The organism is Polynucleobacter sp. AP-Nickl1-40-C4, assembly GCF_035012665.1.
Taxonomy (GTDB): Bacteria; Pseudomonadota; Gammaproteobacteria; order Burkholderiales; family Burkholderiaceae; genus Polynucleobacter.
Genome location: NZ_JAYGQR010000004.1, coordinates 88,884 through 103,359, shown reverse-complemented (window position 1 = coordinate 103,359; position 14,476 = coordinate 88,884). Strand labels below are relative to the sequence as shown.

Annotated in this window: 13 protein-coding genes; 11 read left to right on the top strand and 2 right to left on the bottom strand. The window is 45.9% G+C overall.

Annotated features, from left to right (window positions below):
- Positions 1-108: 108 nt before the first annotated feature.
- Positions 109-729, top strand: a complete 621-nt coding sequence (locus VC182_RS06205; protein WP_072583343.1) for a barstar family protein — start codon at positions 109-111, stop codon at positions 727-729.
- A gap of 33 nt (positions 730-762) precedes the next feature.
- On the opposite strand, the gene VC182_RS06200 is transcribed toward VC182_RS06205, so the two are convergent.
- Complete coding sequence (locus tag VC182_RS06200) at positions 763-1,524, bottom strand: 16S rRNA (uracil(1498)-N(3))-methyltransferase (RefSeq protein ID WP_216121588.1); 762 nt, start codon at positions 1,522-1,524, stop codon at positions 763-765.
- Between the two features lie 43 nt (positions 1,525-1,567).
- On the opposite strand from VC182_RS06200, the gene tkt reads away from it, so the two are divergent.
- Positions 1,568-3,559, top strand: coding sequence for a transketolase (tkt, locus tag VC182_RS06195; RefSeq protein ID WP_323484845.1), 1,992 nt, complete (start codon positions 1,568-1,570; stop codon positions 3,557-3,559).
- 41 nt (positions 3,560-3,600) lie between these two features.
- On the top strand, positions 3,601-4,629 hold the full coding sequence (gene gap, locus VC182_RS06190; RefSeq protein WP_072583341.1) for a type I glyceraldehyde-3-phosphate dehydrogenase: 1,029 nt from the start codon (positions 3,601-3,603) through the stop codon (positions 4,627-4,629).
- A 146-nt stretch (positions 4,630-4,775) separates the two neighbouring features.
- On the opposite strand, the gene fur is transcribed toward gap, so the two are convergent.
- On the bottom strand, positions 4,776-5,228 hold the full coding sequence (gene fur / locus VC182_RS06185) for a ferric iron uptake transcriptional regulator (RefSeq protein WP_072583439.1): 453 nt from the start codon (positions 5,226-5,228) through the stop codon (positions 4,776-4,778).
- A gap of 82 nt (positions 5,229-5,310) precedes the next feature.
- Here fur and VC182_RS06180 point away from each other — a divergent pair, with 82 nt between their 5' ends.
- The 8 genes from VC182_RS06180 to VC182_RS06145 all read left to right on the top strand — a co-directional run bounded on the left by VC182_RS06180 (position 5,311) and on the right by VC182_RS06145 (position 14,450).
- On the top strand, positions 5,311-5,994 hold the full coding sequence (locus VC182_RS06180) for an outer membrane protein assembly factor BamE (protein ID WP_323484844.1): 684 nt from the start codon (positions 5,311-5,313) through the stop codon (positions 5,992-5,994).
- 68 nt (positions 5,995-6,062) lie between these two features.
- On the top strand, positions 6,063-6,863 hold the full coding sequence (dapB, locus tag VC182_RS06175; RefSeq protein WP_072583339.1) for a 4-hydroxy-tetrahydrodipicolinate reductase: 801 nt from the start codon (positions 6,063-6,065) through the stop codon (positions 6,861-6,863).
- 42 nt (positions 6,864-6,905) lie between these two features.
- Positions 6,906-9,578, top strand: coding sequence for a leucine--tRNA ligase (leuS, locus tag VC182_RS06170; RefSeq protein ID WP_323484843.1), 2,673 nt, complete (start codon positions 6,906-6,908; stop codon positions 9,576-9,578).
- A 14-nt stretch (positions 9,579-9,592) separates the two neighbouring features.
- Entirely contained in the window at positions 9,593-10,117 is a 525-nt protein-coding gene (lptE, locus tag VC182_RS06165; RefSeq protein ID WP_323484842.1) for an LPS assembly lipoprotein LptE, read from the top strand.
- A 14-nt stretch (positions 10,118-10,131) separates the two neighbouring features.
- Positions 10,132-11,193, top strand: coding sequence for a DNA polymerase III subunit delta (gene holA / locus VC182_RS06160; protein ID WP_323484841.1), 1,062 nt, complete (start codon positions 10,132-10,134; stop codon positions 11,191-11,193).
- Between the two features lie 18 nt (positions 11,194-11,211).
- Positions 11,212-12,489 carry a glutamate-5-semialdehyde dehydrogenase gene (locus VC182_RS06155; protein ID WP_323484840.1) on the top strand — a complete coding sequence of 426 codons (1,278 nt, stop codon included), beginning with the start codon at positions 11,212-11,214 and terminating at the stop codon, positions 12,487-12,489.
- Positions 12,490-12,518: 29 nt separating this feature from the next.
- A complete protein-coding gene (locus VC182_RS06150) occupies positions 12,519-12,944 on the top strand; it encodes a CopD family protein (protein WP_323484839.1) in 426 nt (141 codons plus the stop codon).
- 69 nt (positions 12,945-13,013) lie between these two features.
- Positions 13,014-14,450 carry a THUMP domain-containing class I SAM-dependent RNA methyltransferase gene (locus VC182_RS06145; protein ID WP_323484838.1) on the top strand — a complete coding sequence of 479 codons (1,437 nt, stop codon included), beginning with the start codon at positions 13,014-13,016 and terminating at the stop codon, positions 14,448-14,450.
- Positions 14,451-14,476 lie beyond the last annotated feature (26 nt).

Genomic DNA, 14,476 nt, shown 5'->3' with positions numbered 1-14,476 from the left:
TTAGCAATAACTTACATATGTTATTTCTATATAAATCAGTGCTTTACATAAAATGCACTGTATTTGGGCTTGATTTGATGGCGTGTTACGGGTAACCTAGCACCCATCATGAATAATCGCTCTGAAAACAGCAATACAGCCAGCTTCGATGAACATAGCCGTGCTGAAAGTTGGGATAGCAATGATCGACTGGAAACCGAATCATCCGCTGCCAACATTTATGCTGAAGGCGGTTTATCTCGTTTACAAACCTATGCAGCAAATCAAGTTTCGGGGAAAAAAGTGACAGCTTCTTGGCGTGCCGCTTTGGCCGTTCGCGATGCCGGACCGCCGGCAATGTTGCGCAGTGTGCGCCCTAATATCGTTCAATCCATTCGCGCTTTCCGCACTCCTGATTTGCAGGAAGCGGCAACTGAATTGGGTCAACACTTTATTTATGCCAATTGCGCCAATGCTATGACTAAAGGTGAAGTATTGGAGTCAATTGCGATTGCCTACAAATTTACTAAGCAGCAGGCAAAAAATTACGATCCTTTGTTAGATGCCTTGACGACTACCGTAGACAAGTCTGGCCCACAGCCTGGATTTGTAGTGGTGCTCGAAGGACTGCCTTGCACTCAGAAGTTTGACAAAGAAGCTCGTGAAACATTGTTGGATGTTTTCCGCGATGCCGTTGATTTCTGGGCCGAGCGCCGCACTCCATACCGCGTTTTCTATTCTTTTGCTTAATCGCTAAAGTCTTGTAAGCCCTATAAATCGCCTCTATTTGAGGCGATTTTGCATTTCAGGATTCCATATGCTGTGTACGGCTGTAATAGCCACTACACCCGCTGTTTCTGTTCTGAGTACCCGCTCCCCCAGTGAAACCAATTGATAGCCTGCTGCTTGCGCTTGCGCCTCCTCTTCAGGGGTATGACCTCCTTCGGGGCCGATCATTAAGACGATATCTTGAGGATCATTTTGTATTAGCACTGAATACAGGCTTTTGGTGGCATCTGGACTGAGTAATAACTTAAGTGCGGGTTTGGGGCTCGCCTTCAAATACGCTTCAAACGTTTGAATGGGTTCCAGGCTTGCAAAGACGGTGCGGTCGCATTGTTCGCATGCAGCTTGAATGATCCCTTCCCAGTGGGCTAGACGCTTTTGGGCGCGTTCCTGGTCGCTAGAGCGGGTAAGCTTGAGGATTGAACGCTCACATTGCATTGGGGCAATATTTTGGGCGCCAGTCTCTACTGCTTTTTCAACAATCCAGTCCATTTTGTCGCCACCAGCTAAGCCTTGAGCCAAAGTAATGGCATATGGGGTCTCGCGGTGGGTATCTGTGCGGATATCCGTCAACTGAACTTGACCCGTTTTTCCGTTCAAAGAGAGTAGTTCCCCCTTGGCTACCTGGCCTTTTCCATCAAATACAGGGAAAAATTCCCCGGTTTGGACACGTCTCACGCGCAAATGGTGGGCAACCTCTGGGGGGAGGGCGGTTGGCTTTTGGGATTCCCATGGTCCGGGAAGATAAAATTGAGGCATTACTGAAATATAGCCAATTAATTTTCCAGAGACCACTTTTACGATGTCAAATCTTCAAATTCGTATGGCAAATGCCATTCGCGCCTTATCCATGGATGCAGTACAGCAGGCAAATTCAGGTCACCCTGGCATGCCAATGGGTATGGCAGATATTGCTGTTGGTCTTTGGAATGAACATTTAAAACATAATCCAACAGATCCACATTGGATTGATCGTGATCGTTTCGTTTTATCCAATGGCCATGGATCAATGTTGTTGTACTCACTCTTGCATCTTTCTGGTTACGACTTGCCAATTGAGGAGTTGAAAAATTTCCGTCAATTGCATAGCAAAACTCCGGGACATCCTGAGTATGGAATTACTCCCGGCGTAGAAACAACTACGGGTCCATTGGGTCAAGGAATTTCGAATGCAGTAGGAATGGCGCTTGCTGAAAAATTATTGGCAGAAGAATTTAATCGTCCTGGCTTTAATATTGTTGATCACTTCACCTATGTATTTTTAGGTGATGGTTGTTTGATGGAGGGCATTAGCCATGAAGTATGTTCTTTGGCTGGCACACTCAAACTCAATAAGTTAATTGCATTGTGGGATGACAATGGTATCTCGATTGATGGCAAAGTCGTTTCTTGGTTTAACGAAGATACGCCAAAGCGTTTTGAGGCTTATGGCTGGAACGTCATTCGCGCTGTTGATGGGCATGATGCAGAGGCTGTATCAGCTGCGATTGCAAAGGCTAAAAAGAGCGATAAGCCAACCCTGATTTGCTGCAAGACCGCGATTGGTCAAGGCTCGCCAAATATGGCTGGCAGCGATAAAGTGCATGGCTCGCCACTGGGCGCGACTGAAATTGCTGAAACTCGTGTTGCATTGAATTGGCCATACGCGCCATTTGAAATTCCAAAAGATATTTATGCGGCATGGGATTTTAAAAAGCGCGGTCAAGCTGCCGAACACGAGTGGAATAAAGAATTTCAGAAATACAAAAACAAATTTCCAGAACTTGCTGCTGAATTGCAACGTCGTATGGCGGGTGATTTATCTCAAGATTTTTCATCTACATTAAATGCGTACTTAAAAACTTGCCAAACTAAAGCAGAAACCATTGCGACTCGTAAAGCAAGCCAGAACGCGATCGAAGCTTTGGCACCTGCCTTGCCAGAATTCATGGGAGGCTCTGCCGACTTAACAGGATCCAACCTAACTAATTGGCCTTCATGCAAACCTGTGCGCGCTGATCAATGGGGTAATCACATCAACTATGGCGTGCGTGAATTTGGCATGAGCGCCATCATGAACGGTATTGCCTTGCATGGTGGATATATCCCATTTGGCGGCACATTCTTAACTTTCTCCGATTACAGTCGTAACGCTTTGCGTATGGCTGCATTGATGAAGTTGCGCAGTATTTTTGTCTTCACCCACGACTCAATTGGCCTGGGTGAAGATGGTCCAACCCATCAGTCTGTAGAGCATGTTGCTAGCTTGCGCCTTATTCCAAACCTCATGGTTTGGCGTCCTTGTGACACCACAGAGAGTGCTGTAGCCTGGGGCTCAGCCATTGAACGTAAGAATGGACCTAGCGCCCTAATCTTTAGTCGTCAGAATTGCCCATTTGTATCTCGTACCCCTGCACAAATTAAAGAAATCGCTCGTGGCGGTTACGTTTTGCGTGATCCTTCTGGCAAGATTGATGCAGTCATTATTGCGACTGGTTCTGAAATTGCGCTTGCATTACAAACTGTGCAGCAGTTGGAAAAAGAAGGTTTAGGTATTCGCGTGGTTTCGATACCTTCAACCACTGTTTTTGATCAACAGGATGCTGCCTACAAAGCAAAAGTATTGCCTGCGAATATTCCGCGCATTGCAGTTGAAGCGGGCGTGAGTGATTTCTGGTGGAAGTATGGCTGCGCAGCAGTTCATGGCGTAGATACCTTTGGCGAATCAGCGCCAGCACCAGTGTTGTATGAATATTTTGGATTAACGGCTGACCGGATTGCAAAGACAGTTAAACAATGCATTGCAAAGAAATAATAAAAATACGAAATAAATTCAATATTAGTAAGGGGAAATAAATGACAATTCGTGTCGCAATTAATGGTTATGGGCGTATTGGCCGCATGGTATTACGTGCTCTTTATGAAGATCAAGTAAACGGCAAGCCACGTCGTGATATCCAGATCGTCGCAATTAATGCGATGGGTGATATTGCTATTAACGCGCACCTTACAAAATATGACTCTGCGCATGGCCGCTTCCCAGCAGATGTGTCTGTTGATGGTGATTACATGGTGGTTAATGGCGATCGCATCAAAATGTTCTGCACTCGTAATCCTGCGGAAACTCCATGGGGTGAATTAGGCGTTGATTTGGTTTTGGAATGTACTGGTAAGTTCACTTCAAAAGAAAAGGCCATGATTCATATTGAGCAGGGCGCAAAGAAAGTATTGATTTCTGCTCCTGGTGAAAAAGATGTAGACGCAACTATTGTGTACGGCGTAAATCAAAATGTGCTGAAGCCAAACGATGTGGTTGTATCTAATGCCAGTTGCACAACAAACTGTTTGGCTCCATTAGTTAAACCGCTCTTAGAAAAGATCGGCATTGAATCTGGTTTGATGACTACTATTCATGCATTTACTAATGACCAAGTGTTAACAGATGTGTATCACAAGGATATGCGTCGTGCGCGTTCTGCTGTTACCAGCATGATCCCAACGAAGACAGGTGCTGCTAAGGCAGTTGGTTTAGTTTTGCCGGCATTGGCAGGTCGCTTTGATGGCTTCGCAATGCGTGTACCAGTCATTAATGTTTCTGTTGTCGACCTCACTTTTGCTGCTAGTCGCGCCACCAGCGTTGACGAAGTGAATGCCATTCTCAAGACTGCTAGCGAAGGGGAGCTCAAAGGTATTTTGGGCTTCAATACATTGCCCTTGGTATCCATTGACTTTAACCACGATCCACGCCCAAGTATTTATGACGCCTCCCAAACTCGCGTCTCTGCAGATGGCAAGTTGGTCAAAGTACTAGCTTGGTATGACAACGAATGGGGTTATTCAGTGCAGATGCTCAATGCTGCTGAAGCGTTAATGGCTGTCAAGTAAGAAAAAATAGATAAGAGTAGTTAAGAGTACTTAAAAGTTGTTAAAAAATACTTAAATCTTCTTTTTAGGCTTAATTTTGTAAAAAAGACCTCAATTTGGGGTCTTTTTTGCTTCTGCAGTGATGAAAACTGCTTATTTTGGCAATTTTATTTAGCTTGTTTGTTGCGGCAATTTTTCTTCAGGCAGTGGCCATACATGGCCAAAGAATGCTCTTGGAGCTTAAAACCCAGGTTTTTAGCAATATCGCGCTGCCTTTTTTCAATGGCTTCGTCTACAAATTCCTCTACATGGCCACAATCGATACAAACCAGATGGTCATGGTGCTGACCCTCATTCAATTCATAAATCGCCCTGCTATCACCTTTGCTAGATTCAAAATGGCTACGCAGTAGAAGGCCAGCCCGTTCAAATTGGGTAAGTACCCGGTAAACCGTTGCCAGACCGATCTCTTTGTCTTCTTTGGCTAGGGCCATGAAGACATCTTCGGCGCTAAAGTGGGTTCCGCCGTTTTGATGAAAAAAATCGAGGATTTTCATCCTTGGGCCGGTAGCTTTTAGGCCAATATCGCGTAAATCTTCAGGACTAGGGTTTTGGGTCATATTTATGGCATTGGGAGCTAAAATCAATATCTTAATGATACGGCCAGCCATGCAAAATTGCCTTGAACTTTTTACCCGCTTTTTGAACCCGTTTTTGAAGGGTGTTTATTCCCCTGCTCGATTGGGGCTGGTGTCCCTGGCTCTATTGGGATTGATGGGGGTGGTTGGATGCACTTCTGCCGTTGATGAAACTCAACGCGCTTGGATGAATAAGGTTTTTAGACCTTATGTTCCAGATGTTGTGCAGGGCAACTTCATTTCTAGCGAGCAGTACGCTAAGTTGCAATTAGGTATGACTCGTGAGCAGGTGCGTCAAATTTTAGGCACTCCGTTATTGGCAAGTTACTTCCATGCGAATCGCTGGGATTATATTTTTGAATTCAAGCGTGCTGGTCAGGTCATGGGCAAAGATCGTCATGTCACAGTGTTCTTTGATGGCGACAAAGTAGTGAAGTTTGACGGTGATGCTTTGCCTACAGAAGTTGAGATGGTTGCCGAGATCGATAACTACTCTAAAACCAAACGTTCATTCTGGGATGTCATTACGGGATCCAATAAGCCACCTGTTACCCCGCCATTGCAGCAACCAGAACTGATGGTGCCAAGTAAAACGGATAATTTGGCAGCGGGTGCGGCCATACCACCAGCTACTACTGGTAGTTCATTCTGGGACTTTTTTAGTTTTTCTAAAAAGGATCCAAATGTTCAGCCTGAGCCATTGGGGTCTGGCGCTCTTAATGTTCCGCAGGCTAGTGAAGCCAAGTAAAAATTACTTATGTGTTGATGCTGAAGTGAGTTCCTTTAGCAACTTTTAACCAGAAGCGAAGAAAAATGATGAAGATTGCAATTGCAGGCGCAACAGGCCGTATGGGTAAGATGTTGATTGAGACCGTTCTCAATACAACTGATGCGCAGTTGGTTGGTGCGCTTGAGCATAATGCTTGCCCACAGTTGGGTGAAGATGCTGGCGCCTTCTTGGGTAAAAAAACTGGCGTACTCATTTCTTCTGATGTCCCCCAGGTTTTAGCTAATGCACAATTTTTAATCGACTTCACTAGGCCTGAAGGCACGATGGCCCATTTGGCTGTTGCTGAGAAGACGGGCACCAAAATGATTATTGGTACTACGGGTCTGACTGCCGATCAAATTACGAGCTTGAAAAATGCATCAGCAAAGCTAGCAATTGTTTTTGCGCCAAACATGAGCGTGGGTGTGAATGCCACTTTTAAGTTGCTAGAGATCGCGGCAAAGATGCTCAATCAAGGTTATGACATTGAGATTATTGAAGCGCATCATAAGCATAAGGTGGATGCTCCATCTGGTACTGCACTCAAGATGGGTGAGGTGATTGCGGATGCTTTAGGTGAAAAGCTCGATAACGTTGCCGTGTATGCACGCGAAGGTCATACCGGTGAACGTAAAGAAGGCTCTATTGGTTTTGCAACGATTCGTGGTGGCGATATTGTTGGTGACCATACTGTCTTATTTGCAGGTGATGGCGAACGTATTGAAATCAGTCATAAATCTTCAAGCCGTCAGTCCTATGCGCAAGGTTCATTGCGTGCAGCCCGTTTCTTGCAAAACCAAAATTCTGGTTTATTCGATATGCAAGATGTTCTCGGCTTACGTAAATAATTAGTCAATCAATTAAAAATAGAAGAAAAGAGTTGTCGAAGAATGAGTAAGGATTACGACTACCGCAGTATTGAAGCGGCAGCGCAAGCTGATTGGGAAAGTGCGCAAGTCTATCAAGTAGCCGAGAACGCAGTGGATGCGCAGGGTAAACAGAAGCCAAAGTACTACGCCTGCTCAATGTTGCCTTATCCATCTGGCAAGCTCCACATGGGGCACGTACGCAACTACACCATTAACGATGTGATGACACGTCAGCTCCGTATGCAGGGCTATAACGTCCTCATGCCTATGGGTTGGGATGCCTTTGGCATGCCTGCAGAAAATGCAGCTATTCAGAATAAAGTTCCTCCCGCTAAATGGACCTACGACAACATTGCTTATATGAAAAAGCAAATGGCTGCGATGGGTTTAGCGATTGATTGGTCACGTGAAGTTGCTACCTGTAGTCCTGACTACTATCGTTGGAACCAGTGGCTCTTTTTAAAGATGCTCGAAAAAGGTATCGCGTATCGCAAAACGCAAGTGGTGAATTGGGATCCAATTGATCAAACGGTTTTGGCGAACGAGCAGGTGATTGATGGTCGTGGTTGGCGCTCTGGCGCTTTAGTAGAGAAGCGCGAGATCCCTGGTTATTACTTCAATATCACTGCGTATGCAGAACCATTGCTTTCTGGTTTAGATAGCTTGGGCTGGCCTGAGCGCGTCAAGATCATGCAGCAAAACTGGATCGGCAAAAGCCGTGGTGTACGTTTTGCTTTTAAGCACGATATTGCTGATGATCACGGTAACTTTATTCAAGATGGCCTTTTGTATGTGTTCACTACCCGTGCAGACACCATCATGGGTGTTACGTTCTGCGCTGTAGCAGCTGAGCATCCATTGGCTGCCAAGGCAGCCACTAACAATCCCGAGCTCGCCGCATTTATTGAGAAATGCAAGACCGGTAGCGTGATCGAGGCTGATTTAGCTACTCAAGAAAAAGAGGGGATGTTTACTGGCTTATACGTCACACATCCTTTGACTCATGAGCCAGTGCCTGTTTGGGTTGGTAATTACGTATTAATGTCTTATGGCGATGGCGCAGTTATGGGCGTGCCGGCTCACGATGAGCGCGACTTTGCTTTTGCGCTGAAGTATGACTTACCAATTAAGCAAGTGATTGCGCTCAAAGGCGAGTCGCCAATGTTTAATGCCACTCGTTGGGAGGATTGGTATGCCCAAAAAGAAGGGGTAGTTTGTTTTAACAGTGCTCAGTTTGATGGCTTGTCGCATGAAGAGGCGGTGAGCGCTGTTGCGAAAGAATTTGAAAAGCTCGGCATTGGCGAAATCAAGACTACCTATCGATTGCGTGATTGGGGAATTTCTCGTCAGCGCTATTGGGGTACGCCGATTCCGATTATTCATTGTGGCGATGAGAGCAATTCAGGTTGTGGTGCTGTGCCCGTGCCGGAGGCAGACCTGCCAGTAGTATTGCCGGAAGATTGTGTACCCGATGGCAGTGGTAATCCACTCAATAAGCGCGCTGACTTCTTGAATGTGAAGTGTCCGAAGTGTGGCAAGCCTGCGCGTCGTGAAACTGACACTATGGATACCTTTGTGGATTCCTCTTGGTATTTCATGCGCTATACCGGACCTAATGCTAAGACCATGGTCGATGAGCGCAATGAATATTGGATGCCGATGGACCAGTACATTGGTGGCATTGAGCATGCGATTTTACATTTACTCTATGCGCGTTTCTGGACTAAGGTCATGCGCGATCTCAATCTCATCACGTTTGACGAGCCCTTCCAGAATTTGCTGACCCAAGGAATGGTCCTCAATGAGACCTATTACTCTGAAGATGCTTCGGGTAAAAAGACTTGGCTTAATCCCTTGGATGTGGAATTAGATCTTGATGAGAAGGGTCGTCCGCAAGGCGCCAAGTTGATAGGTGACGCTTCAAATACACCAGTCATCATTGGTGGTGTTGAGAAGATGTCTAAGAGCAAGAACAATGGCGTTGATCCTCAATCATTAATTGATCAATATGGCGCAGATACTGCGCGTTTATTTGTGATGTTTGCCGCCCCTCCTGAGCAACAGTTAGAGTGGTCTGGCGCTGGTGTGGATGGCGCCTCTCGTTTCTTGCGTCGTGTCTGGATGTATTCCAGCGCTCAAGCAGGCGCATTGCGTGACGCTTCTGATAGCTTGCCTAGCAACTTGAGCGATGCTGAAAAAGAACTGCGCCGTGAAGTGCATACGATTTTGAAGCAAGCTAATTTTGACTATCAACGTCGTCAATACAACACGGTGGTTTCTGCTGCGATGAAGATGCTCAATATTCTTGAGCCTATCAAGTTGGAGCAGAATGCTGACATTAGTGCACCTGTCTTGCGTGAATGCTTAAGTATCTTATTACGCGTTCTCTATCCTGTGGTTCCGCACATGACTCATGTGTTGTGGAAAGATCTTGCTTATACAAAGACTTACGGGCCTTTGCTTGATGCTCCATGGCCTTCGGTAGATGAAGCGGCATTGGTGCAGACTGAACTGACTTTGATGTTGCAGATTAATGGCAAGTTGCGTGGTGACATTAAGGTGCCAGCAGATGCAAGTAAAGAGCAAGTTGAGTCATTGGCTTTACAAAGTGAGCCCGCACAAAAAGCTTTGAATGGAAATTCACCGAAAAAGGTAATTGTGGTGCCTGGACGTTTGGTCAATATTGTTGCTTAAATAGAAAAAGAGACATGAGCGTAAATTCCCTTCGTCGTGCAATGCTAGGCTTAATTGCTACTGCCCCATTCAGTGGATTGATCGCTTGCGGCTTTCGTCTGCGCGGTATGGTGGATTTACCATTCAAGGTCATTGCAATTACTGGTAACCCATCCCCACCACTCAGGGCAGACTTACAGACGGCGATTCTGACGGGTACGGATGCGAAAGTTGCTATCAATCCTAAAGATGCAGATCTCATCTTGGAAATTACTAACGATATCAATGGTCGCGAGATTTTGGCTTACAACTCCAACGGTCAAGTCTCTGCATATCGCCTCAATATTCGTGTTGGCTTTAGAGCCTACGACTTGGCTGGAGCAGAAATCGTGCCTGAGGCAGAGATTTACATGACTCGCGATATGGACTTCACGGCTTCCACTGTTTTGGCTACCGATGTTCAAATTCAGCAATTCTTAACCCTCATGCGTAAGGATTTGGCCATTCAAATCTTACGTCGCGTTGCTGCTGCAAGAGCGCAGCAATCAAGAGCTTTCTAGAGGTCAATTAAGGCATGGTTAAAGTTGATGCCTTGCAAGTGCACCTCAAGTCTTTGAGTTCTGGTGGCGCTATGTTGCCGCTGTATGTTTTTAGCGGTGATGAGCCGCTATTGATGATGGAAGCGATGGATCAATTGCGGTCCGCTGCCAAGAAACAAAACTTCACCGAACGCGAAGTGCTATTACAAGAGCGTGGATTTGATTGGAGCGCTCTTCTGAGTGCTGGTCAGACCATGTCTTTATTTGGCGATAAGCGTTGGGTTGAACTACGCATTCCAACTGGTAAGCCTGGACGCGATGGAGCTGACGCTCTTAAGCAGTTCGCATCTCAAATTGCTGCGCAGCCTATGGGGTCAGATGGTCCAGATACAGTTGTCTGTATTGTGTTGCCTCGCTTGGATGGCAAGACCAAGACTTCTGCTTGGTTCAGTGCTTTAGATGATGCTGGTATGGCAATCCAGATTGATTCTTTGGATCGCAGTCATTTGCCACAGTGGATCGCTGGACGACTTAAGCGCCAAGATCAAGAGGTAGGGCCGGGTCCAGAGGGTCAGCGTGCACTTGAATTTATTGCTGAGCAGGTAGAGGGCAATCTCATTGCTGCTCATCAAGAAATTTTGAAGTTGGGTTTGTTATATCCCGTCGGAAAACTAAGCGAGGAGCAAATTCGCTCATCCATTCTGAAGGTAGCGCGCTACAACGTGTTCGAATTGACTGAAGCAATGCTGGCTGGAGATCTGGCTAGGCTCAATCGCATGCTAGATGGCCTCAAAGGCGAGGGTGAGCCGCTGGTATTGATTCTGTGGAGCGTAACTGAAGAGCTTCGAATACTATCTAAATTGAAGGCTGCAAGCGATGCGGGCGAATCAGTGCAGAACTTGATGCGGGCCAACCGGATTTGGGGAAATAAAGAACGTTTATACCCAGCAGCCTTGAGAAGGGTTCAGCCCCTCAAGCTGCGAAGAGCAATGCAGTTAGCTGCAGGACTAGATCGCCAAGTAAAGGGTTTGCATGCGGCTGAATTGCCTGCCGACCCATGGGATGGCTTACGTTTAGTTGGTAATTTACTTCGTTAAGAAATAAGAGATTAAGAAATGAGTTCATCCATTCAAGAAATGATGCAAGACATTGGGATGCGAGCACGCGCTGCATCGCGTGCAATGGCGCGCGCATCTAGCGAGCAAAAGAATCAGGCTTTATTACATATTGCTAAAGTAGTTCGTCAGAAGGCTGCCGAGATTCAGAAGATTAATCAAGTGGATGTAGAGCGTGCGAAAGCAAATGGGCAAGATGCCGCTTTTATTGATCGCTTAACTATGACTCCCAAGACTATTGAAACCATGGCTTTGGGTTTAGAACAAATTGTTTCTTTGGATGATCCGATTGGCAAAATTTCTGCTTTGCAAAAGCAGGTTTCCGGCATTGAGTTGGGTCAGATGCGCGTACCTTTGGGTGTTATTGGCATCATTTATGAGTCTCGCCCAAACGTCACTATCGATGCAGCTGCATTGTGCTTAAAGTCTGGCAATGCCGTGATTTTGCGTGGTGGTTCCGAAGCAATTGATTCCAATACTTTATTAGCCCAGATTATTCAAGAGGGTCTGGCTGCTGCTGGCTTGCCTAAAGATGCTGTGCAAGTAGTGACTACTACCGATCGCAGTGCAGTAGGTGAAATGATCACAATGACCCAATACATTGATGTGATCGTACCCCGCGGTGGTAAGAGTTTGATTGCCCGCCTCATGGCTGAAGCGCGTGTACCGATGATTAAGCACTTAGATGGAATTTGTCATACTTATATTGATGCTGATGCGGACATAGCAATGGCAGTGAAGGTATGTGATAACGCCAAGACTCAACGCTACGCCCCTTGCAATGCGATGGAGACCTTGTTAGTCAATCAAGATATTGCACAGAAAGTCTTACCAACGCTTTGCAAGATTTATCAAGATAAAGGTGTGGAGTTACGAGTTGATAGTTTGACTCGCAAAACCCTTGAGGCAAATGGCTTTCAGAATCTGGTCGATGCCAAAGAAGAAGATTGGCAAACTGAGTACTTGGCTCCCATCTTATCTATTAAGACAGTGGCTAATATTGATGAAGCCATGAATCATATTGAGCAATATGGCAGCAAACATACGGATGCCATTATTACTAATAATAAAGCGCAGGCCGATCGCTTCTTGCGTGAAGTGGATAGCGCCAGTGTGATGGTCAATACCAGCACTCGCTTTGCGGATGGCTTTGAATATGGCTTAGGGGCTGAAATCGGCATCTCTAATGATAAATTGCATGCCCGTGGCCCTGTTGGCCTGGATGGCTTGACCTCATTGAAGTATGTGGTCATGGGTCATGGTGAGATTCGGACCTAAAGTAAAAAGATAAATAGAGCAAACTACATATGAACAACGCCTACCTCTGGGTAAAAACCTTTCACATCGTATTCATCACATCCTGGTTTGCCGGTTTGTTTTACCTGCCCAGAATTTTTGTGAACTTGGCCGAAGAAAAAAACTCTGACGCTTATGCCCGTTTATTGGATATGGCGGACCGCCTCTTCCGCTTTATGACTATCTTGGCCGTGCCAGCGGTACTACTAGGTCTGACGCTATGGCTTTACTTTGGCATTGGTGCTGGCGGTATCTGGATGCATGCCAAATTGTTCTTTGTGATTTTAGTTATCGGCTATCACCATGCCTGTTTAAGTTTGCTCAAAAAGTTTCGTGCAGGCGTAAATAATCGATCTGGCGTTTGGTTTCGTTGGTTTAATGAAGTCCCAGTGATCTTGCTGGTCATTATTGTTGTCTTAGTGTTGTTTAAGCCTTAAGACCAGTTTTTTAATACCGCTTATTACTATTTTATTTTTTAATCCCCCCATTTAACGACTGTTAGCCTCATGAGATTTTTCGTTGTTTGTCCAGGCGGTTTGGAAGTGCCGCTTGCCCAGGAGCTAGCAGAGATTGCTGGACGCCCAGAATGTAAGGCCTTGGGGACATGGGTAATTGATCCTACGCCAACTAGCCCTACGGGTGGTGTTGGTCTTGCTGCACCGATTTCTGCTGCTATGGCGCTGAACTTGCATTCCCGTATTGCGAGTCGGGTGTTATTGCAAATGGCCCAGGCGCCTTATAGGCAAGAAGAAGACTTATATAAATTAGCGAGCGGTTTGGCATGGGAGGAATGGTTTAGTTCAAAGCAAACTTTGCGAGTTGATGTGACGGCACATCGCTCACCATTAAAGAGCTTAAATTTTGCAACGCTCAAAATTAAAGATGCCATCGTTGATCGTTTACGTGATGTGACTGGCGATCGTCCTAGTATCGATACTGCTTTTCCGGACGTACGAGTGCAGGCCCATTTAACAGCTACTCAAATCACGATTTATTTGGATACTTCGGGTGAAGCATTGTTTAAGCGAGGTTGGCGCGATGAAAAGGGTGATGCACCTCTAAAGGAAAATTTAGCCGCTGGCATCTTATCGATTACTGCTTGGAAACCAGGCCAAACCCTATTTGATCCTATGTGCGGTAGTGGCACCTTCTTAATTGAGGCTGCGCAGATAGCACTAGGCGTTCCACCGGGCACTATTCGTGCGGGCATGTATGGCGATGATGCCAAACCAAGTCGATTAGCTTATCGCCCTTTAGTGACATCAGCCCACGGTTTTGGGTTTCAAAGGCTCAAGCCGTTTAATGAAGCTGCTGAGCAAAAGCGCTGGGTAGATTTGAAAGAGGCGGCACTTGCTTTGATGCTGGAAAAGCGTAAGCAATATCCCAATGTCGATGCTCTGAAAATATCCGGTGGCGATATTAACGAGAAATTAGTATCGATGTTCAAAGGTAATTGGCAAAGAGCCCAATTGCCCGATCAGCCAGTGGTACGTCAGGTGGACGCCTTGGCTGCAAAAGCACCGGGCAATCTTAGCGAGGGTGTAATGTTATTAAACCCTCCTTATGGCGAGCGTCTGGTAATTAAGGGTGGACGTGGTCAGGATCGTGCTTCTAGTGAAGATTCTGATTACGATGATGAACCTGATAATCGTTTTGAATTGAACTTAGAGACTGGTCGTCAAAGTGCTAAACGTTCAAGTCGTGAATCCCTGAAGAAGCTTCAAGCCCAAGAAGAGCAGGATCCAAAGTTTGTCGAGTTTTTGCGTCAATTTGGACAGCATCTCAAAGATGATTTTGGTGGCTGGAATATCTTTGTTTTGACTGCGGATATGGCTCTGCCAGGTCAGCTACGCATCAAAGAATCTAAGCGCACCCCTTTATTTAATGGTCCTTTGGAGTGCCGTTTATTCAAGTTCGAGATGCATGCTAAGCGACCAGCTTAAAGTAACTAAAAATATGTGGAGAGCAA

What these genes read in the sequence shown, in the direction of transcription:
- VC182_RS06205 (WP_072583343.1), top strand. Translation starts at nt 109, where the DNA reads ATGAATAATCGCTCTGAAAACAGCAATACAGCCAGCTTCGATGAACAT.
- VC182_RS06200 (WP_216121588.1), bottom strand. Translation starts at nt 1,524, where the DNA reads ATGCCTCAATTTTATCTTCCCGGACCATGGGAATCCCAAAAGCCAACC.
- tkt (WP_323484845.1), top strand. Translation starts at nt 1,568, where the DNA reads ATGTCAAATCTTCAAATTCGTATGGCAAATGCCATTCGCGCCTTATCC.
- gap (WP_072583341.1), top strand. Translation starts at nt 3,601, where the DNA reads ATGACAATTCGTGTCGCAATTAATGGTTATGGGCGTATTGGCCGCATG.
- fur (WP_072583439.1), bottom strand. Translation starts at nt 5,228, where the DNA reads ATGACCCAAAACCCTAGTCCTGAAGATTTACGCGATATTGGCCTAAAA.
- dapB (WP_072583339.1), top strand. Translation starts at nt 6,063, where the DNA reads ATGAAGATTGCAATTGCAGGCGCAACAGGCCGTATGGGTAAGATGTTG.
- leuS (WP_323484843.1), top strand. Translation starts at nt 6,906, where the DNA reads ATGAGTAAGGATTACGACTACCGCAGTATTGAAGCGGCAGCGCAAGCT.
- lptE (WP_323484842.1), top strand. Translation starts at nt 9,593, where the DNA reads ATGAGCGTAAATTCCCTTCGTCGTGCAATGCTAGGCTTAATTGCTACT.
- holA (WP_323484841.1), top strand. Translation starts at nt 10,132, where the DNA reads ATGGTTAAAGTTGATGCCTTGCAAGTGCACCTCAAGTCTTTGAGTTCT.
- VC182_RS06155 (WP_323484840.1), top strand. Translation starts at nt 11,212, where the DNA reads ATGAGTTCATCCATTCAAGAAATGATGCAAGACATTGGGATGCGAGCA.
- VC182_RS06150 (WP_323484839.1), top strand. Translation starts at nt 12,519, where the DNA reads ATGAACAACGCCTACCTCTGGGTAAAAACCTTTCACATCGTATTCATC.
- VC182_RS06145 (WP_323484838.1), top strand. Translation starts at nt 13,014, where the DNA reads ATGAGATTTTTCGTTGTTTGTCCAGGCGGTTTGGAAGTGCCGCTTGCC.